Below are 17,674 nucleotides of genomic sequence, written 5' to 3'. Positions count from 1 at the left end.
TCGGGCAGCGGACAGGAAGATCAGGTGAGCACGGACTCCCCGCCGAAGTCGTCGTCGTCATCCCTGGGCGGGCGACGGCGCGGCGGCGGAGGCGGTGGCGTGGGCCGGGACGGCGGCGGCGGTGCGTCGTCGTCGAGCCGGAAGTTGATCTCGTTGCTGTCGTACGGCGTGCGCGTCGGCTCCTCGGCCGGCGGCGCGGGGAAGTTCTTCTTGGCCTCGTTGAACAACACGGTGGCCGTCTCGTCCTGCGTGCCGATGGTCTCGGCCATGGCTTCCTGCAGCAGCTCGGGAATCCGGGACTGCGCGCGCTGCAGCAGTTTCATGATCTCGCCGCTCACCTCGGACATGCGCTTGCCGGAGGCGGACTCGGTGATCACGAGGTTCTGCAGGATCCCGTTGGACCCGACCAGGATCTCGATCGAACCGTCCGAGGACCGCTCGGAGATCGTCATCCCCTGCACGCGCGCCGCCATCTCCTGGTAGCGCGCGGCGCGTTCCTGGATGTTCTGGTTCCAGTTCGCGAGCATCTGCTCGGACCCGGCGATGTCCTCGGGCACCGGTGGTTCCCTCCTGGAGCTGCGGCGGACTCAAAGAATGACGCAGCCGGATCCGATCTCGTTCCACGCGGAGGTCAAATCGGCTGAAGAGACCAACGGCGTCCCACTGAACAGACCAGTGGGACGCCGCTCGGCCTGACTGACTAGTTCACGCCCAGCAGGTCGACGACGAAGATCAGCGTCTCGTTGGGCTTGATGGCGCCACCGGCACCGCGAGCGCCGTAGCCCAGGTGCGGCGGGATGACCAGCTTGCGGCGGCCACCGACCTTCATGCCCTGGACACCCTGGTCCCAGCCCTGGATGACGCGGCCGCCACCGAGCGGGAACTGGAACGCCTCGCCGCGGTCCCAGGACGCGTCGAACTGCTCACCGGACGAGTGCGCGACACCGACGTAGTGCACGGACACGAACTGTCCGGCCGTGGCCTCCGGGCCGTCGCCGACGGTGATGTCCTCGATCAGCAGGTCGGCGGGCGCCGGGCCGTCGTGCGGGTCGACCTCAGGCTTCGTGGGGGCCATCACAACTTCCTCTCGGAACGGGGTTGTTCGCGGTCGATCCAATCACGCGCGGGCGCGCGCGGCCGAATGGCCTACGCAGACCAGCCCTACCCCGTCCACACGGAGTCATGTCTTTCTTTGATGACCACCGGCCCTGCAGCCGGGGACACAACAGAAGAAGGAGACGATCATGGCGGCAACCCTGCACCGCCTCCGGTCTCTGCTCGGCGCGGCACTGGCGGCGGCAACGCTGTCCATGGCCTGCGTCAGCGTGGCCGAAGCAGCTCCGACCCCGACCGCCGACGGCGAGTTCGGCACCCAGATCGTCGGTGGCACGCGCGCGAGCACGTCCACCTACGCCTGGGTCGTCTACCTGGCCACGAGCAGCGGTTTCCAGTACTGCGGCGGCACTCTCGTCGCGCCCAACAAGGTCGTCACGGCCGCGCACTGCACCGTGGGCGACGCGGCATCCGCGGTTCGGGTCGTGGCGGGCCGCGACGACAAGAACTCCACCGCCGGCACCGTCGCGCGCGTCACGAAGATCTGGATCCACCCGAGCTACCGCGACGTGACCCTCGGCTACGACGTCTCGGTGCTCACGCTCGACCGCAACCTGTCGCAGACCCCGATCCCGTTCGCCACCTCGGCGGACAGCGCGCTCTACACCGCGGGCACCAGCTCGACGATCCTCGGCTGGGGCACCACGTCCTCCGGCGGCTCGGCCTCGCGCTACCTGTTGCGGGCCACCGTGCCGCTGACCAGCAACTCCAGCTGCACCAGCTCCTACGGCAGCGACTTCAAGTCCGCGCACATGGTGTGCGCCGGCTACACCCAGGGCGGCACCGACACCTGCCAGGGCGACTCCGGCGGCCCGCTCGTGGCCGGCGGCAAGCTGATCGGCATCACGTCGTGGGGCGAGGGGTGCGCGGCCGCCGGTTACCCCGGCGTCTACGCCCGTGTCTCCGCGTATGCGGCGCAGATCCAGGCACAGCTGTAAGAAAGTGAGCCGGGAAGGGTGGCAACCCTTCCCGGCCCCGCTTACGTCCTCACACCATGAACGGCAAGAAGCTGTTGGCCGGTGCCGCCGTGCTGGCCGTCGCCGGAGTGTGCGTGAGCTCCGCGGTGCGGGACGAAACCCTCGCGCCACCACCGATCGTGGACTACGGGCCGGTGCGTCTCGTCGCGTTCGACTCGTGCGACGGCGCAGTGGCCGAACTGCGCCGCGCCATGACCCCGTACGTCACCGCGTACGGACTCGGGGGCGCGAACATCATGTTCGCCGAGGGCATGGCGACGGACAACAGCGCGGGCGTCGCGCAGAAGTCCATGCCCGACGCGCCCACCGCCGCGACTCCGCCCGCGCAGCAGCAGGGCCACTCGACGACGAACGTCCACGAGCAGGGCGTCGACGAGCCGGACATCGTGAAGACGGACGGAAAACGCGTCGTCTCCATCGCCGACGGCAAGCTGCGCGTGATCGACGTGGCGAGCAGGGCCATCACCGGCACCGTCGACCTCGGCGAACGCCGTGCGAGCCAGTTGCTGGTCTCCGGCGACCGCGCGCTGGTGGTCACCGACAGCCCCGTGCCGATGACGAAGCCGACGATGCCGCCCGACCGCCCGTCGTCCGCACCCGAGTCCGGCACCGAGCTGGTGCTCGTGGACCTCAAGGGGCTCAAGGAGATCAGCAGCCTCAAGACCGACGGCTTCTACCTCGACGCCCGCCAGATCGGCGGCACCGCCCGCGTCGTCGTCCGCTCGCAGCCGCGCATCTCGTGGGTGTACCCGGACCAGACGACGAACGAAGCGGGATCGTTGCGCCGCAACAAGGAGATCCTGCAGAACGAGCCCATCACGTCGTGGCTGCCGCGCTACGAGCTGAACGAGAGCGGCGCCGAGTCGAGTGGAACCCTGGTCGACTGCGCGAACGTCAGCCACCCCGCCGTGCACTCCGGCACGTCGATGCTGACGGTGCTGACGTTCGAGCTCTCCGGTCAGCTCGGCACCGGCCAGCCCGTCTCGATCGTGGCCGACGGCGACACGGTCTACGGCACCGACCGCAACCTCTACATCGCCGACGACCACCGCCTGCTACCGGAACTCCCCGCCAGGCCACCGGTGCGGCGCCCGGTCTCCACGGCGATCCACCAGTTCGACATCAGCAAGCCGGGCCCGCCGAAGCACGTGGCGTCCGGGGACGTGAACGGCACGCTGCTCAACCAGTACTCGCTGTCCGAGCACGAGGGCGTGCTGCGCGTCGCCACCACCACGGGCACGGAGACCCGGTGCTGCTGGCGGATGCCCACCGACGTGGCGCCACCGCAGCGACCCGCGCCGTCGGAGAGCTTCGTGACCACGCTGCGCCGTGACGGCAACCAGCTCGCGAAGGCCGGCCAGGTCGGCGGCCTCGGCAAGGGCGAGCGGATCTACAGCGTCCGGTTCATCGGCAGGATGGGCTACGTCGTCACGTTCCGCCAGACCGACCCGCTCTACACGCTCGACCTGAGCAACCCCTCGCAGCCCAAGGTCATGGGGGAGCTGAAGATCAACGGTTTCTCCGCCTACCTGCACCCCGCGGGCGACGGGAAGCTGATCGGCGTCGGCCAGGAGGCGACCGACCAGGGCAGGACGACGGGCACGCAGGTGTCGCTGTTCGACGTGGCCGATCCCGCGTCACCCCAACGGATCGCGCAGTACCACCTGCCGGAGACCAACTCCGAGGCCCAGTTCGACCCGCACGCGTTCCTCTTCTGGCCGCAGGACGGCACCCTGGTGATCCCCGTGGCGTCGTACCGGTCGCACTACGAGGTCTCGTCTCTGGTGCTGCGCCTCGACGGCACTCAACTGCGCGACGGCGGCAGGATCGTCGAACCGTCCAGTCAGGACTACGGCGGCGGGCAGCGGCGCACGATCGTGATCGGCGACCAGCTGTGGTCGATCTCGAGCGCGGGCGTGCAGGTCAACGCGCGCAACGGCCTGGCCCAGCAGGCCTGGCTGCCGTTCACGCGGTAGCGCGGTCCCCGTTGAGCAGGCGGTGCGACAACACCGTGCCGCCTGCCATCGCCGCCGGGATCACGATCAGCGCGGCCAGCGGGACCAGGCACAGCAGGTAGGTGGGCACGGCGAGCCCGAGCACGAGCCCGCGGCGGGTCGCGAGGATCCGCCTGCGCTGCTTGAAGGACCGGCCGCGGCGCGTGAACGGGATGCCGGTCAGCTCGATGCCGAGCAGGTAGCCGTTGATGCACACCGCGAGCACCGGCACGACGGTCTGGCCGATGACGGGGATGAACCCGCAGACGAACAGGGGGATCGCGAACAGGATCGACGTGCCGACCAGCAGCAGCGTGCTGCGCAGGCCGACCACGAACCCGCGCCACCAGCCGATCTGCTCCGCGTCCGGCACACCGCCGAGCTCGTCCTCGACCTCCTCGGAGATGTACTCGTAGAACGGGCCGCCGATCATCAGCGTGATCGCGGTGAACAGCAGCACGCTCAGGCCGAGCCCGGCCGCGATCACCGAGATGCCGACGGCGACCTCGACGACGCTCTTCCAGGTGTCGCTCCACGAGTCCGCGAAACCGGTGAGCCACCCGGCGACCGAGTCGATGTTGGTGAACAGCACCACCCAGCCGGTGATCATCAGCACCGCCGTGATGACCGCGGGCAGCGCTCCCATCAGCACGCGCTTGGGCGAGCTGAACACCAGGCTGAACCCACGCAGCAGCAGACCGACACCGGCACCGAAGTCCTTGATCACGGCCGCAGGATAGTCGGTTTCGCCCGGTGCCGAGGCCGGGTGGAGCGATTTCGCGACCTAACCGGGAGGTGCGGCGATGCAGGCCGTGCCGGCTCGGCGGAACCCGACGCGTTCGTAGACCCGCGCGATCTCGTCACTGCCGGCCGACAGGAACACCAGCTCCGCGCCCCGTGCCAGGGCGTCCCGCGCCAGTTCCGCGGTGACCGCGCCACCGAGGCCGCGCCGTCGTGCGGCCGGCAACGTGCCGATGCCCGCGATCTCCACCACGTCACCGGCCCGTTGCGCGGTGCCGGACGCCAGCACGCCCTCGCCCGGCACGTCCGCGACGGCGTACCGGTGCCGGCCGCTCATCGGCAGTGCTTCCGCGAGTGCCGCGTCGCGTTCCGCGGCACCGGTTTCACCCCTTGCCGTGCCTGGCGAGGAGAACGCCAGCTGCGCCACGACCGTGACCTCGGCGGTCCGGGTGCCCAGCACGCGCACGTGCGGATGCGGTTCGGGCAGTTTCGCCGGATCGAGGATCAGCAACGGAGCTTGGAGCACCTCCAAGCCGGCCGCGACGGCGGCGCCGAGCAGGCCGGGCGTCGTCTCGAGCACCCACTCGAACGCTTCGGGCACACCGAGTTCGCGCTGCCGTTCGCGCACCCCCAGCACGTCCGCGACCGTCGGCCGGCCGCCGGGGAACCGCGGCCGGGCGTAGTGCGGATAGCCGTCGCCCGCCTGCACGAACAGGACCAGCTCGCCGTGTTCCTCAACGCGAGATCCCGGTCGGGGCACAGAGTCGTAAAAGCTTTCGAGAACGTCCCACACGGACGATCACGCTAGCTACCTTTGGCGGTATGACGCACGGCAATTCCCGTCCCAGCGCCTTCGAGCTGCCATGAGGGTCCTGGCCGCACTCGTCGCCCTCCTCCTCGTCGTCACCGGCTGCGGCGGCGACCGCGAGGACCGGTTCGCCCGGCCCGGCGCGCCCAAGCAGTCACCCAGCGGGAAGTTCGTCGCGCACGCCGAGAGCGCGAGCGAGGTGCGGGTGACCGACCGCAACGGCGGTGACGTGTTCCGCAAGTCCTACGAGTACGCGACGAGCTCCCGCGCGGACGGCATCGGCGTCGTCTGGTTGTCCGAGAAGGACCAGCTGTGGGTGCTCGTCCCCGGTGACACGAGCGAACGCGTCGAGGCCGGGCCGGACGGCGTGTGGACCGCGGTCGAGGCCGAGCTACCCGGGGAGATCACGCGGCTCGGGTGACGGGTCCTTCTCACCCTCCGCCATCCGCCTGCCGCGTTCCAGTTCCGCGTCGAACTCGGCGCCGAGCAGCACGGCGATGTTCGAGATCCACAGCCACACCAGGAAGACGATCACGCCACCGAGCGAGCCGTAGGTCTTGTTGTACGACGCGAAGTTCGCCACGTAGATCGCGAAACCGACGGTGGCGAGCGCCCACAGCACGATCGCGAGCAGGCTGCCGGGGGAGACCCAGCGGAAGCCGGGCTGCCGGACGTTCGGCGCCGCCCAGTACAGGATCGCGAACGCCAGGCTCACGAGCAGCAGGATGATCGGCCACTTCGCGATGTCCCAGACGGTGACCACGGTGTCGCCGAGCCCGATGGCCTCGCCGACCTTGTCCGCTATCCCGCCGGTGAGCACGAGCGCGCCGAGCGTGAGCGACACCAGCACCACCGAGCCGAGCGTCAGCACGAGACGCAACGGCACGGTCTTCCAGAACGGCCGGCCTTCCTCGACGTCGTACACGGCGTTGCACGCCCGCATGAACGCACCGAGGTAGCCCGAGGCCGTCCAGAGCGCGGTCAGCAGACCGACGATGCCCAGCAGACTGGCGGCGTCCTGGCTCTTCTGCAACTCCTCGATGGACGACTTCACCAGGTTGCCGGCCTCGCCGGGGGCGACCTGGTCGACGTACTTCAGGAGCTCCTGCGTCGTCGTGTCGCCGAGCAGCGCGAGCACGGACGTCAGCACGATGATCCCGGGGAACAGCGACAGCACCGCGTAGTAGGTGAGCGCGGCCGCCCAGTCCGTCAGGTTGTCGTCGTTGAACTCTTTGACTGTCCGCTTGAGAACGCCCCACCAGGCGCCCTTCGACAGCCTGGTGGGGCCTTTGACGTCCTTACCTGCGGGCACGGCGCCAGCCGAACGACCGGGTGCCGGTACCGACACCGGCGAGGTGCAACGCGAGCAGCAACAGACCGAGCACGACCAGCGTGTTCACGGTGATCACCTCACCGAGCGCTGCCTTGGCCAGGTCCAGGATCAGCGCTAAGCCGAACGAGACTGCGGCGATGATGGCCAGCATTTGTGTCCACCTCCGTATTGGGTGACGGGCGGATACCCACTTGTTCACGGGGGAATCACGCCGTTCGGAGCAATGGACGTGCCATGATCGGTCCCGTGGACGTCCAGCGCTGGCAAGCAGCCGCCGTTCCGTGGTGGGTGACGAAGGTCGGCCTCGTCGGTGGGTGGATCGCCGCCTTCTACTTCGCCCTGAGCGCGAACGAGGCGCCGTGCACGACCGCGCAGCCGTGCCTGCCGGACCCGTTGTTCTCCCTCGCGGTCGTGCCGTTGCTGGCGACGCCGTTGCTGCTGGTGTTCAACCGCGTGCTCACGGGGTGCGCGATGGGCGTGCTGTTCGGTGCGATGGACATAGCGCTCGACAGCAGCGCGGTGGCGAACACGGCGTTCGGGCTGCACGCCGCAGCCTGTGCGCTGGTGGCGGCGTGGACGGTCAGGTCGCGCGCGGACCAGCACGAGACCGCGGGCTCGGCGCTCGTCTCACTGCCGGACCTGCCGCCGCAGCGCGGGGTCCTGCGCGTGGTCGCCGTGCTGCTGGTCGTGTTCGGGTTCCTGACGTTCGTGCAGTACAGCCTCATCAACGACGAGATCGAGCAGCACGTCGCGAAAGCCAGCCGCGTCGAGGCCGAGGTCGTCGAGATCAAGAACACCGGCGAGGTGTGGGTGGAGCTGCCGGACCGGCAGCGCACGGCGTTCCAGCCGCTCGCGCCGGAGACCTACCACGTCGGCGACGGCGTGCCGGTGCTCGCGGACGGCACGTGGGTGCGGATGGAGAACGAGCCCGAGAACGTCACCTGGTTGCTGATCATCGGTGGCTCCGCCGTGTTCTTCGCGATCATGCTGGCCGCACGGGAACGCCGCCGCCGCGCGTTGTGGTCGGGCCCGGTGAAGGCGATCCGGGTGCAGGCCCACCAGATCGGGCCGCGGCGGATCCTGTTGCGGCACGGCAAGAAGGACGTCGCGACGGTCACCACGCTCGTCGATCTGGGGCTGGAGGAACCGCTCTACCACGACACCGAGCAGTTCGGCCGGGTGTGGCGCGGCGAGGAGGACCCGCCGCTGCGGCACGACCCCGTCGAGGTCCTCGTCGCGGGGGAGTGGCACCACGGCGGGCAGGTGGCGTTGCTGGTCGAGGGCGAGGTCGTGGCGACGAGCACGCTGAGCCGCGTCCGCCCGCGCCACACCGTCCACAGTGCACACCTGCCGGGAGTGCCGGTCACCGCGGGCACGCCGGTCGAGCTGCCGCACGCGATCTGGCCGGGCGACCGGCGGCGGGTCGAGGGTGCGGCGCTGCTGCTCGGCGCCGCCGGAGCGCTGGTCGCGTTGAAGTACTACCCGGAGCTGATCGTGCTCGGCCTGATCGGCGTGCAGTGCGTGCTGTCGGCGGTCACGCGGTTCCAGCCGATGCTGCGTCTCGACCACAACTCGGTCGTGCTCTACACCGGCATCTTCACCTACCGCGTGCCGTGGGCGCTGCTGCACGGCGTGCGCCGGTCCGGACCCCAGCTGATGCTCGCGTTCGGCCCGCACGGCGACGTCCTCACGACACCGCACCTGCCGGACGACGAGGCGGGCGAGAAGCTCATGTGGGCCCGCGCCCGTTCGTTGATCGCCGAGCACTCCGGCGAACGTGTGACGCGCAGGCTCAACATCAGCGTCCTCGCCGGTGCGGTCTACGCCGCGCTGGTCCTGTTCATCTGAGCTTCGCCACGGCCTTGAGCAGACGGTCCACATCGGACTCGTCGGTGTACGGCCCGATGCCCGCGCGCACGGCGCCCCTGTCGCCCAGACCGAGCCACCGCGAGCACTCCAGCGCGTAGAAGTGGCCGGCGGGCGCGTTCACGCCCTCGGCCCCGAGCCGGCGGTAGACCTCGGCCGGGTCCAGCCCGTCGACGGAGAACAGCACGGTCGGCGTGCGCGACGAGGCCTTGCTGTAGATGCGCGCACCCAGTTCCCGCAGGCCGCTCTCCATCTTCTCGCGCAGGCCCAGTTCGTACTCCTCCAGGCCTTCCAGCGAGCGCATGAACTCGACCGCGGCGGTCGTCCCGGCCAGCAGCTCGTACGGCAACGTGCCCAGCTCGAACCGCTCCGGCACGGCGTTGCTCGACGGCAGCAGCTTGTCCGGCCGCAACGTCTCCAGCAGCTCGGGAGCCGCCGCCAGGACGCCGAGGTGCGGGCCGAGGAACTTGTACGGCGAGCACACGAAGAAATCGGCGTCCAACGCCTCGACGTCCACCGGTACGTGCGGTGTGTAGTGCACGCCGTCGACGTACACGAACGCCGCCATCTCGTGCGCCGCCCGTGCGATCTCGGCGACGTTCGGACGGGTGCCGAGCAGGTTCGACGCGGCCGTGATCGCGACGACGCGGGTGCGGTCGGACAGCAGCTTCGTCACCGACTCGACGGGCAGCTCACCGGTCGTGCGGTCGAACGGCGCCCATCGCACCGTGGCGCGGGCAGCCTCGGCGGCCTGCACCCACGGCCTGATGTTCGCGTCGTGGTCCATCCTGGTCACGATGATCTCGTCGCCCGGCCGCCAGTTCTTCGACAGCGTGCGGGCGAAGTCGTAGGTCAGCTGGGTCATGCTGCGGCCGAACACGATGCTGCCGGCGTTGAGGAACTCCGCCATCGTGCGCCGGGCGGTCCGCACGACCTCCTCGGCCCTGCGTTCGGAGGCCGTGACGCTGCCGCGGTTGGAGATCGCCGAGGTCAGCGTGTTCCTGACCGCCTCGGCGACGACGTCGGGCACCTGGGCGCCGCCCGGTCCGTCGAAGTGCGCGGCACCCTCGCGCAACGCGGGGAAGTGGGCGCGGACCGCAGCGACGTCGTAAGCCATGCCCTCATGGTGCTGGAGCACCCACGAATCGGGAAAGGATCAACCGGAGGGTGCTCACCTGTTCGTTCGCGTCGAAGTCCGGGTCGATCAGCCTGCCGAAGAGGCCGTCGACCAGTCCCTGCGCCCAGGTCGCGGCGTGCACCGCACTCACCGGGAGGGTGATCTGGCCCTGGTCGTGCGCCTGCTGGAGCAGGACGGCCAGCTCGTCGCGCACGACCTGCTCGTTGCGGCCGACCAGTTCCCACAGCTCCGCGTCGCGGCTGGCCTGCGCCACGACCTCCAGCACGAGCCCGGCCACGGATCGGTCCAGTGCGGGCGCGCACAGATGGTCGACCATGAGCAGGACGCCGTCCCACGGGCTGAGCTCGCGCGCTCTGGCGAACATGGCCGCGTTGTCGTCGGCGTCCTGCACGAAGATCTCGCGGAAGATCGCGCGCTTGGTGGGGAAGTAGTGGAACAGGCTGCCGGTGCTGATGTCCGCGGCCTTGCAGATGTCCGCGACGGTCGTGCGTTCGAAGCCCTTCCGGGCGAACAACCCCGTCGCGGTGTCGGTGATGTGCCGCTTCTTCTCCGCGTGCTTGACCGGATCTACCGTGCGCACCTGTAGTACTGCCTCTTCTTCTCGTCCCGCACGGAGACGCCGCGTTTGCGGATCTCCCGCGCCAATTCTGCGGCCTCCTCCGTCTCGTACCTCGAGATGGCCTTCCGGCGCGCCGTGAACAGCGCGTTCACGTCCGCGGGCAGGTCCGGCGCGTGCTCGATCCACATCCGGAACTCACCGGCGAACGGGTCCGCCGCGCGCCACCGGTAGCCCTGCCCGGTGAAGGCCTGCTCGAGCCTCGCCCGGCTCAGGTCGGACTTCTCGCGGACGAGCTCGGCGCCCGCCGGGGAGAGCAGCACGAGCTGCTTGCCGTCCGCGAACACCGACTCGACCTCGTCGCGGCCGAAGCCGAACGTCTTGTCGTCCCTGCGCAGCGTGACCCGCGCGTGGGAGACCTCGACCGACATCATCTCGCTCGCCCAGAACAGCGCGAACACGAAGCCCGCGACGGCGCCGACCGTGATGGCGGCGAGCGTCGCCCACGGCTCCGGCATCTCCGTGACCAGCTCGAACACGCCCTGGAACGGGAACCAGCCCAGCGTCGTGATCCACCCGGCCGCCAGCTTGAGCCCCCACGCCATGGCGGCTCCAGCGGCCGGGCACGCGACCCAGATGCCGTACCGGACCGCCGCGGCCTCCTGCACAGTCGTCATGGGGTCCAATACTAGACCGAGCGCTCGGTTTATTCTGGGTTACGGCAGGTAGAAGGTGATTAGGTCGCTGCTGACCGGCGGAAACAGCCTGGTCATCAGCTCGGTCCTCGGGCCGGGGTAGATGTCGGAGTAGATGCGGCGCAGGCCGTCCATGCCGTGCGGGCCGAACAGCAGCGGTGCCAGCAGGTCCGGGGCGATCCCCGCGCCGCCCAGCGAGCCGGGGCCGAGCAGGGTGCCGCCCCACTCGTACGGGCCGATCCGCTCGCCGTCCCAGTGGAAGCGGACGTGCGTGCGGAAGAAGCCCAGCACCACGTCGACGGGTTCGTGGCCGCTCAGGCGCCGGGTGAAGACCGGACGCAGGTGCTCGAACAGCCTCGGGACGTCCGGGATGCGCAGCATGTACTGGTCCAGTTCCGGGGCGCGGCCGGCCAGCAGTGGTTCCAGCACCGGGTGGCGTTCGCCGACCTGGGCCGGGTTCACCAGCGCCACCAACGCCCGCACCGCGTCGTCATCGACGCCCGCGATCTCGCCGAGCACGACGTCGCCCGCCTCCTCGGGCGTGCTGCGGCCCGTGGCGACCGGTGTGCCGTCGCGGTCGACGATCCACGTGATCGAGCCGGTGCGGTGGATCAGCCAGCGCCAGCACCGCGTGGTGTGGCCCATCCGCAGGTCCGCGCCGCGCTGGGCGTCGTCCTGCAGGCGCTGGAGCACCGGGACGTCGGCCTCGGTCGCCCGCCGGATCGTGTGCCCCGCGACGGGTGCCGGGACCTCGGTCAGCGCACGGGTCTGCTTCACCGGGATCGAGTAGGAGTAGCCGAACTGGCGGTAGAAGTACGGGACGCCCATCACGAGCTGCAGCAGGTGGCCGCGTTCGGCGGACCTGTCGTGCGCCCAGCCGATCAGCTGCCGCACGAGGCCCCTGCCCTCGTACTCGGTGTCCGTGGCGACCTGTTCGAGCTGGCCCGCCGGGATGTCGAGGCCAGCGAGCGTCACGGTCTCGTCCATCAGCGTGACCGTGGAGACGATCCGGTCTCCGTCGGCGGCGACCCCGACCCAGTCGCAGCCCGCGTCCGGGTCGGTCATCAGCAGGCGGGCGTCGTCGCCGTCGCTGGGGTCCATGCGCGCGACCACCAGACCCGCGACCTGGTCCACGTCCTCGGGGCGCGAGGTGCGAATGTCCACAGCCGGAGTGTTTCCAGGGCGGTGGTTGTCCGCAAACGGATTTACGGTCACCGGCATGGACTGGAACAAGCAGTTGACGGACCAGCTCGAGTTCCACTGGAACGTGCAGGCACGGCCGCGGCTCGACGGCCTGACGGACGACGAGTACTTCTGGGAGCCCGTCCCGGACGCGTGGACGATCCGCAAGGACAACTCGATCGACTGGCAGTACCCGGCGCCGGAGCCCACGCCGGTCACCACGATCGCGTGGCGGATGGCGCACATCATCGTGGGCGTGTTGAACATGCGCACGGCGTCGCACTTCGGTGGTCCGCCCGCCGATCACGCCACGTGGCAGTACGCGATGACCGCCGATGAGGCGCTGCAGCAGCTGGACGACGCGTACGAGGCGTGGATGGCTGGCGCGCGCAAGGCGGACCTCTCTCTTGCGGTCGGTCCGGCGGAGGGGCCGTTCGCCGAAGAGCCGATGGCGACTCTCGTGCTGCACATCAACCGTGAGGTGATCCACCACCTCGCGGAGATCGCGCTGCTCCGCGACCTGTACCTGAGGGAGGGCTAGGCACTTTCAAGTGTCAGCTTCATCCCCGGCGTCCCAGGTTTTGACGTTGACCGAGCTTCCGCCCTCGGCATCCGGTTCGAGTTGTTCCTGGGTGTCACCGCGCCCGGCGCTGATCTCGCCGCGTTGTCGCAGCTCGAGGTGCGGATCGACCACGCGGTGCCATTGGCGGGGGCCCGCGAAGGCCCACGAGCTGGTCGGGTCTGGGCGCACCACGGGCGAGGTCGTCCTGCTGCCGTGATCCCTCGTTAACCAAGCGTTGACCATGTACACCGATCGTGTGCGAAACATCCACACGATCGGGGAGTGCTCATGGCGCGGTGGAGTCCACTTGCTTTAGTGGCCGTTTTGTTGGCGGCGGTCGGCCTGTACGGGTCGACCGCCGCTGTCGCAGCAGCTCCGCTCACGGTCGCGCAGGCGGTCGCGACCCAGAACGGGTCGTCGGCGACGGTGCGCGGGTATGTCGTCGGCCAACCCACTGCCACGACGACTGTCATCCGTTCGGGTTATCCGAACGACTACGCGTTGGCACTCGCCGACTCGGCATCGACGACCAGCACGTCGAGCATGGTCTACGTGCAGATCCCGTCGTCGTTCCGCGCGGCATGGGGCCTGAGGTCGAACCCGTCGCTGCTGGGCAGGCAGATCGACGTGACCGGCTCCCTGAGCGCGTACTTCTCGCACCCCGGCCTGACCTCGTCCACGGCGTTCGCGTTCGCCGGCACGACACCGACCTCGACCACGACGGCCCCGCCCACGACGACCACTACGGGGTCGTCGACGTGCGAGAGCTACTACACGGCGGCCTGCGGCAAGAGCGGCGCGGCGTTGAAGTCGGCGTTGAACGGCATCGTCCGCACCCAGACCAAGCTGAACTACGACCAGGTCTGGGACGCGCTGAAGGTCACCGACCAGGACCCGGGCAACGCGAGCAACGTCAAGCTCCTCTACAGCGGCCTGTCGCTGCCGAAGTCGGCGAACGGCGGCGGCGCCGACCAGTGGAACCGCGAGCACGTCTGGGCCAAGTCGCACGGTGACTTCGGCACGGCCACCGGTCCCGGCACCGACATCCACCACCTGCGGCCCGAGGACGTGTCGGTCAACGCCGCCCGCGGCAACCTGGACTTCGACAACGGCGGTTCGGCGGTCAGCCAGGGAGGCGGCAGCCTCGCGGACGGCGACTCGTTCGAGCCGCGCGCCGCGGTGAAGGGCGACGTCGCGCGGATGATCTTCTACATGGCCGTGCGCTACGAGGGCAACGACGGCTACGTCAACCTGGAGATCAACAACTCGGTGTCCAACGGCTCGCAGCCCTACATCGGCAAGCTCTCGGTCCTCAAGCAGTGGAGCGCCGGAGACCCGCCGGACGCGTTCGAGAAGCGCCGCAACGACCTGATCTTCAGCAACTACCAGCACAACCGCAACCCGTTCATCGACCACCCGGAGTGGGTCGCCGCTATCTGGCCGTGAGCCGTTCGAGGAAGGGGCGCTGCGCGGAGACGATCTTCGCGCTCGCCTCCTCCACGCTGAACCACCGCACGCGGTCGACCTCGGGGAACGTCCTGCGCTGACCCGACTTCGGCGGCCACTCCATCTCGAACGTGCCCGGCGTGACCGTCTCCGGGTCCAGGTCGCCCTCGAGCGCCCAGACCGTGATGACCTTGCCCGAGCCCTTGGCCTCGCCGAGCTCGATCAGCTCGCCCTCCGGCACCGGCAGCCCGAGCTCCTCCTCGAACTCCCTGCGCGCGGCCGCCTCGGGCGTCTCGTCGTCGGTGTACTCGCCCTTGGGCACCGACCACGCCCCGGCGTCCTTGCGGGCCCAGAACGGGCCGCCCATGTGCCCCAGCAGCACCTCGAGCTCGGTGGTTCGTCTGAACAGGAGGATTCCGGCGGACCGTTTCATACTGTCCAGCATGGCGGACTGGGTCCTGCACGTGGACCTCGACCAGTTCATCGCGGCGGTCGAGGTGCTGCGCGATCCGTCGTTGCGCGGCAGGCCCGTGGTGGTGGGCGGCAACGGCGACCCGACCGAACGCGCGGTCGTGGCCACCGCGTCGTGGTCCCCTTCAGGTGATTGGTCCTCGCCGCACTGATCCAGCACGGATCTGTTCGTCGACCCGGTCCCCAGGAGGCACACCATGGACGGCAGCACCAGAAATCCCATCTTTCCCCTCACCCCCTGCGCGCGAGACGGGGGAGGTCGCCGAGATGGGCATATTCGCTAGCTACAGCTGTAGCGACGGAGGACAGATCGCCGGTCCGGTGGTCGAAGTGTTGCGCAGACACGGTTTCGACGTGCTCTGGGACGCCGACCTCAGCTCCTCCCACCCGATGTCCATCCAGGCCTGGATGGAGAACGCGGTGCGGGAACGGATCGTGGTGGTCATCGTGTCGGAGTCGTACCTGGAAGCGTTGCGGTCCAACGACTTCATGGAACGCCTGGGTGTTCGCTACGAGTTGGGCCTGATCCGGCAGAAGCTCTACCACCACGTGGGAGCGGACAGGTGCCCGGTGGTCGTGGTCGTGCCGCCGGGGATCGAGATGAACTCGCTGCCGGCCGTGCTGCAACAGCTCGTGGCCCATCGGTTCGATCCAGGCACGTGCGACGGGGAGGAGGCACTGGTGCGGAGTCTCAAAGCGCTTGAGGAGGACTGCGGCGGCCGCCCGCCGGTCGCTGTGCAGGAGTGCGACGAGGTGTACCGCACTCGGGCGGTCCTGAGCGACCTGCAGGCCGAGCCGCTCTTCTCGGACAAGGCGTACCTGCTGGCCCGTGAGCTGGTGGAGGGCGGCACCGGCGACTTCGAACTGGTCAGGGGGTTCGAGTCGGTGGCGGCCGTGGCCAAGGCGCGTGGTGACGTCGGATTGGTCCGGCGCCTGTCGGAGGTGTGCCTGCGGACACTGGCGTCCGGGCCCCGGGTGAGAGGCGACGAAGAGCTGAAGGCGAAGGTGCTCGTCGCGGGGCAGGCGTGGCACCTGCTGCGCGAGCACCGTTTCAGCGAGGCGATCCTGATGGCCCAGGATGGCACCCACATCGCGGAGAAGTGCCGGGACCTGAAGACCGCCGCGAGGGGCAAGCGCGCCGAGGCCAGGGTGTTCCTGCACCAGGCCGCCGAGGCGGTCGGGTACGACCGCATCTACTTCCTCGGCAAGTGCGAGCACCTGCTGATGATCGCGAAGGACCTGTTCCGCCCGGTCGGAGGCCCGACCAGCGAGGAGCTCGGGGTGTGCGCCTCGCTGCACGCGGAGCTGCGACTGCTCCGGTACGAGTCGACGCGCTGCCCCGACGAGCTCGCGGCGGCGGTCCGGCAGGCGCAGGTTGCCGAGACCGTGCTGACACCGGGAACCGAGCCCTACCACTGGCTCGCGGTGCTGCAGGCGCGGTTGTGCCTAGCCGACAAGAAGTACAACGAGGGCAAGGAATTGGTCTCGGGCGTCATCGCCGCCGCGGAGTTCCCCGAGGTGGTGGCCAAGTCGTGCCAGGTGCGAGCGGACCTGCTCTTCGCCACGAGGGAGAAGGCCGCGGCGCTGCGCGACCTCCTCGCCGCGGAGGAGTCGTTCCGGCGCCTGGGCTGTGAGCACGCCGCGGACACCTGCTGGTGGACGATCGCGAGGTCCGACGCCTCGAAGGTGACCGATGTCCGCCTCACCGCCGCCGACCTCGACCGGCTCGAGGAACTCGCGCCGAACCCGGGAGATCGGCGGCGAGCGGTGCTGGAACACGAGCTGAGGACACCGAGACGGCTGGTCCGGCGGAGCATGCCTGACTGGGCCTGCCTCATCGATCGTGTGCAGCACGACTGACGCCCCAGACGCGGCCGGACCTCGGTTCGGCCGCGTCCGCGACGCCCGTCAGCGTCCGGCGTAGCGTCCGGCCAGCTCCTTCTCGCGGTCCTCTGGCCACGGGCAGCGGATCTCGCCCTGCGTGGCCGCGAAGAACAGCTCCAGGTGCACGTGCCACGCCGCGAGTGCCTCGGGGCCGTGGGCGTTCTCCTGGACGAGCGTGACCGTGGTGCCCTGCAGCGGCACGTGGTCGAACTCCCAGCGCACCTTGCCCTTCGGTTCGCCGTCCTGGAGCCACTCGTACTCCAGCATGTGTGGTGCCTCGGACCTGGTGACCTCGCCCGGTGTGATGCCGGGATGCGCGGCACGGAGCGGGACGCCGCTCTCGTCGCCCTCGGTGAGGAGCTTCCAGACGTCGTCCAGCGGCGTCCACACCAGGTCGCGTTCGAAGCGCACGCCCTGCGGTTCGTCGGTGCCCTCGTCGAGGCCGAAGTGCCTGATGTAGTGCTCGATGCGCGGCAGCCACTCCGCGGGCGGCTCGAACTCCGTGCCGTCGGCGTGGGCCACCAGCGCGTCCAGGCACGTGGCCCAGCCGGGTGCGTCGCGGCCGATCGACAGCCTGTTCGTGACGACCGCGGTGAAGACCAGCACGCAGCCCTCGTCGCGCGGCAGGATCTCGAAGCGCAGCACGTCGTTCAGCCAGCGGAAGGCGAAGACCCTCGGCGGGTCGGACTCGAGCAGTTCGCCCTCGCCGCCGTCGGCGTCCACCGGTGCCTCGTCCGGGAACGTGAAGCGCATCCTGCGGCCGTCGACGTCGACCTCGGCCGGGAACCAGTGCTTCATCTCGGCCGGATCGGTGACGACCCGCCAGACCTTCTCCGGCGAGTGCCGCAGTGTGCGCTCGAAGCGCAGCACGGGCTTGCCCTCGATCATCCGCAGTTCGGCGTCCACGG

General features: G+C 69.6%; 20 protein-coding genes and 1 pseudogene. 8 read left to right on the top strand and 13 right to left on the bottom strand.

Going from position 1 to position 17,674, the window contains the following annotated elements; all coding sequences use genetic code 11:
- Positions 1-20: 20 nt before the first annotated feature.
- Positions 21-557, bottom strand: a complete 537-nt coding sequence (locus tag IEY88_RS37615; RefSeq protein ID WP_189159691.1) for a YbaB/EbfC family nucleoid-associated protein — start codon at positions 555-557, stop codon at positions 21-23.
- 143 nt (positions 558-700) lie between these two features.
- Entirely contained in the window at positions 701-1,075 is a 375-nt protein-coding gene (locus tag IEY88_RS37610; protein WP_189159690.1) for an FKBP-type peptidyl-prolyl cis-trans isomerase, read from the bottom strand.
- A gap of 169 nt (positions 1,076-1,244) precedes the next feature.
- On the opposite strand from IEY88_RS37610, the gene IEY88_RS37605 reads away from it, so the two are divergent.
- Together IEY88_RS37605 and IEY88_RS37600 are read left to right on the top strand one after the other, a co-directional pair.
- The gene (locus IEY88_RS37605; RefSeq protein WP_189159689.1) at positions 1,245-2,051 is read left to right on the top strand and encodes a S1 family peptidase; all 807 of its coding nucleotides are present in this window, start codon (positions 1,245-1,247) and stop codon (positions 2,049-2,051) included.
- Positions 2,052-2,107: 56 nt separating this feature from the next.
- The gene (locus IEY88_RS37600) at positions 2,108-4,066 is read left to right on the top strand and encodes a beta-propeller domain-containing protein (RefSeq protein WP_189159688.1); all 1,959 of its coding nucleotides are present in this window, start codon (positions 2,108-2,110) and stop codon (positions 4,064-4,066) included.
- Here IEY88_RS37600 and IEY88_RS37595 read toward each other — a convergent pair.
- Both IEY88_RS37595 and IEY88_RS37590 read right to left on the bottom strand, forming a co-directional pair.
- Complete coding sequence (locus IEY88_RS37595; RefSeq protein WP_189159687.1) at positions 4,056-4,811, bottom strand: EI24 domain-containing protein; 756 nt, start codon at positions 4,809-4,811, stop codon at positions 4,056-4,058. The two genes, IEY88_RS37600 and IEY88_RS37595, sit on opposite strands and share 11 nt — an antisense overlap.
- 57 nt (positions 4,812-4,868) lie before the next feature.
- Positions 4,869-5,618, bottom strand: coding sequence for a GNAT family N-acetyltransferase (locus IEY88_RS37590; protein WP_229694128.1), 750 nt, complete (start codon positions 5,616-5,618; stop codon positions 4,869-4,871).
- A gap of 70 nt (positions 5,619-5,688) precedes the next feature.
- Here IEY88_RS37590 and IEY88_RS37585 point away from each other — a divergent pair, with 70 nt between their 5' ends.
- Positions 5,689-6,054: a hypothetical protein gene (locus IEY88_RS37585; protein WP_189159686.1), complete on the top strand. Its 366-nt coding sequence runs from the start codon at positions 5,689-5,691 to the stop codon at positions 6,052-6,054.
- Here IEY88_RS37585 and IEY88_RS37580 read toward each other — a convergent pair.
- Positions 6,025-6,945 carry a YihY/virulence factor BrkB family protein gene (locus tag IEY88_RS37580; protein ID WP_189159685.1) on the bottom strand — a complete coding sequence of 307 codons (921 nt, stop codon included), beginning with the start codon at positions 6,943-6,945 and terminating at the stop codon, positions 6,025-6,027. The genes IEY88_RS37585 and IEY88_RS37580 overlap by 30 nt on opposite strands.
- Complete coding sequence (locus IEY88_RS37575; protein ID WP_030476799.1) at positions 6,932-7,117, bottom strand: hypothetical protein; 186 nt, start codon at positions 7,115-7,117, stop codon at positions 6,932-6,934. Before IEY88_RS37575 ends, IEY88_RS37580 begins: the two co-directional genes overlap by 14 nt.
- Positions 7,118-7,200: 83 nt before the next feature.
- Between IEY88_RS37575 and IEY88_RS37570 the strand changes: the two genes are divergently transcribed.
- Positions 7,201-8,814, top strand: coding sequence for a hypothetical protein (locus IEY88_RS37570; RefSeq protein WP_189159684.1), 1,614 nt, complete (start codon positions 7,201-7,203; stop codon positions 8,812-8,814).
- On the opposite strand, the gene IEY88_RS37565 is transcribed toward IEY88_RS37570, so the two are convergent.
- From IEY88_RS37565 to IEY88_RS37550, 4 genes are read right to left on the bottom strand one after another with little or no spacing between them, the layout of a single operon-like run.
- The gene (locus IEY88_RS37565; protein WP_189159683.1) at positions 8,807-9,949 is read right to left on the bottom strand and encodes a cysteine desulfurase-like protein; all 1,143 of its coding nucleotides are present in this window, start codon (positions 9,947-9,949) and stop codon (positions 8,807-8,809) included. The genes IEY88_RS37570 and IEY88_RS37565 overlap by 8 nt on opposite strands.
- A 4-nt stretch (positions 9,950-9,953) precedes the next feature.
- The gene (locus IEY88_RS37560; protein WP_189159682.1) at positions 9,954-10,550 is read right to left on the bottom strand and encodes a TetR/AcrR family transcriptional regulator; all 597 of its coding nucleotides are present in this window, start codon (positions 10,548-10,550) and stop codon (positions 9,954-9,956) included.
- The gene (locus IEY88_RS37555) at positions 10,538-11,203 is read right to left on the bottom strand and encodes a YqeB family protein (RefSeq protein ID WP_189159681.1); all 666 of its coding nucleotides are present in this window, start codon (positions 11,201-11,203) and stop codon (positions 10,538-10,540) included. The genes IEY88_RS37560 and IEY88_RS37555 overlap by 13 nt, the downstream gene beginning before the upstream one ends.
- 39 nt (positions 11,204-11,242) lie before the next feature.
- Entirely contained in the window at positions 11,243-12,385 is a 1,143-nt protein-coding gene (locus tag IEY88_RS37550; RefSeq protein WP_229694127.1) for a GNAT family N-acetyltransferase, read from the bottom strand.
- Positions 12,386-12,440: 55 nt separating this feature from the next.
- Between IEY88_RS37550 and IEY88_RS37545 the strand changes: the two genes are divergently transcribed.
- Complete coding sequence (locus IEY88_RS37545; RefSeq protein WP_189159679.1) at positions 12,441-12,944, top strand: DinB family protein; 504 nt, start codon at positions 12,441-12,443, stop codon at positions 12,942-12,944.
- 6 nt (positions 12,945-12,950) lie between these two features.
- Here IEY88_RS37545 and IEY88_RS37540 read toward each other — a convergent pair whose 3' ends face one another.
- Positions 12,951-13,097, bottom strand: a complete 147-nt coding sequence (locus IEY88_RS37540; protein ID WP_189159678.1) for a hypothetical protein — start codon at positions 13,095-13,097, stop codon at positions 12,951-12,953.
- A gap of 183 nt (positions 13,098-13,280) precedes the next feature.
- Between IEY88_RS37540 and IEY88_RS37535 the strand changes: the two genes are divergently transcribed.
- Positions 13,281-14,411, top strand: a complete 1,131-nt coding sequence (locus IEY88_RS37535) for an endonuclease (protein WP_229694126.1) — start codon at positions 13,281-13,283, stop codon at positions 14,409-14,411.
- On the opposite strand, the gene IEY88_RS37530 is transcribed toward IEY88_RS37535, so the two are convergent.
- Positions 14,398-14,844, bottom strand: a complete 447-nt coding sequence (locus tag IEY88_RS37530; RefSeq protein ID WP_189159676.1) for an NUDIX hydrolase — start codon at positions 14,842-14,844, stop codon at positions 14,398-14,400. The genes IEY88_RS37535 and IEY88_RS37530 overlap by 14 nt on opposite strands.
- Before the next feature lie 10 nt (positions 14,845-14,854).
- On the opposite strand from IEY88_RS37530, the pseudogene IEY88_RS37525 reads away from it, so the two are divergent.
- Positions 14,855-15,001, top strand: a pseudogene (locus IEY88_RS37525) (Y-family DNA polymerase); the annotation flags it as partial.
- A 148-nt stretch (positions 15,002-15,149) separates the two neighbouring features.
- Positions 15,150-16,742 (top strand): hypothetical protein, encoded by a 1,593-nt coding sequence (locus tag IEY88_RS37520; RefSeq protein ID WP_189159675.1) that lies wholly within the window; start codon positions 15,150-15,152, stop codon positions 16,740-16,742.
- Positions 16,743-16,790: 48 nt separating this feature from the next.
- Here IEY88_RS37520 and IEY88_RS37515 read toward each other — a convergent pair whose 3' ends face one another.
- Positions 16,791-17,672 (bottom strand): SRPBCC family protein, encoded by an 882-nt coding sequence (locus IEY88_RS37515; RefSeq protein WP_229694125.1) that lies wholly within the window; start codon positions 17,670-17,672, stop codon positions 16,791-16,793.
- Positions 17,673-17,674 lie beyond the last annotated feature (2 nt).

Origin of the sequence: Lentzea pudingi (assembly GCF_014646255.1) — a bacterium.
Classification (GTDB): Bacteria; Actinomycetota; Actinomycetes; order Mycobacteriales; family Pseudonocardiaceae; genus Lentzea; species Lentzea pudingi.
Note: the sequence above shows the minus strand (reverse complement) of the source record. Positions and strands in the feature narration are given on the sequence as shown.

Excerpts from the sequence above, each read along its gene's own strand:
- IEY88_RS37565 (WP_189159683.1), bottom strand. The coding sequence starts at position 9,949 with ATGGCTTACGACGTCGCTGCGGTCCGCGCCCACTTCCCCGCGTTGCGC.
- IEY88_RS37610 (WP_189159690.1), bottom strand. The coding sequence starts at position 1,075 with ATGGCCCCCACGAAGCCTGAGGTCGACCCGCACGACGGCCCGGCGCCC.
- IEY88_RS37530 (WP_189159676.1), bottom strand. The coding sequence starts at position 14,844 with ATGAAACGGTCCGCCGGAATCCTCCTGTTCAGACGAACCACCGAGCTC.
- IEY88_RS37570 (WP_189159684.1), top strand. The coding sequence starts at position 7,201 with ATGATCGGTCCCGTGGACGTCCAGCGCTGGCAAGCAGCCGCCGTTCCG.
- IEY88_RS37600 (WP_189159688.1), top strand. The coding sequence starts at position 2,108 with ATGAACGGCAAGAAGCTGTTGGCCGGTGCCGCCGTGCTGGCCGTCGCC.
- IEY88_RS37545 (WP_189159679.1), top strand. The coding sequence starts at position 12,441 with ATGGACTGGAACAAGCAGTTGACGGACCAGCTCGAGTTCCACTGGAAC.
- IEY88_RS37575 (WP_030476799.1), bottom strand. The coding sequence starts at position 7,117 with ATGCTGGCCATCATCGCCGCAGTCTCGTTCGGCTTAGCGCTGATCCTG.
- IEY88_RS37555 (WP_189159681.1), bottom strand. The coding sequence starts at position 11,203 with ATGACGACTGTGCAGGAGGCCGCGGCGGTCCGGTACGGCATCTGGGTC.
- IEY88_RS37520 (WP_189159675.1), top strand. The coding sequence starts at position 15,150 with ATGGGCATATTCGCTAGCTACAGCTGTAGCGACGGAGGACAGATCGCC.
- IEY88_RS37585 (WP_189159686.1), top strand. The coding sequence starts at position 5,689 with ATGAGGGTCCTGGCCGCACTCGTCGCCCTCCTCCTCGTCGTCACCGGC.
- IEY88_RS37605 (WP_189159689.1), top strand. The coding sequence starts at position 1,245 with ATGGCGGCAACCCTGCACCGCCTCCGGTCTCTGCTCGGCGCGGCACTG.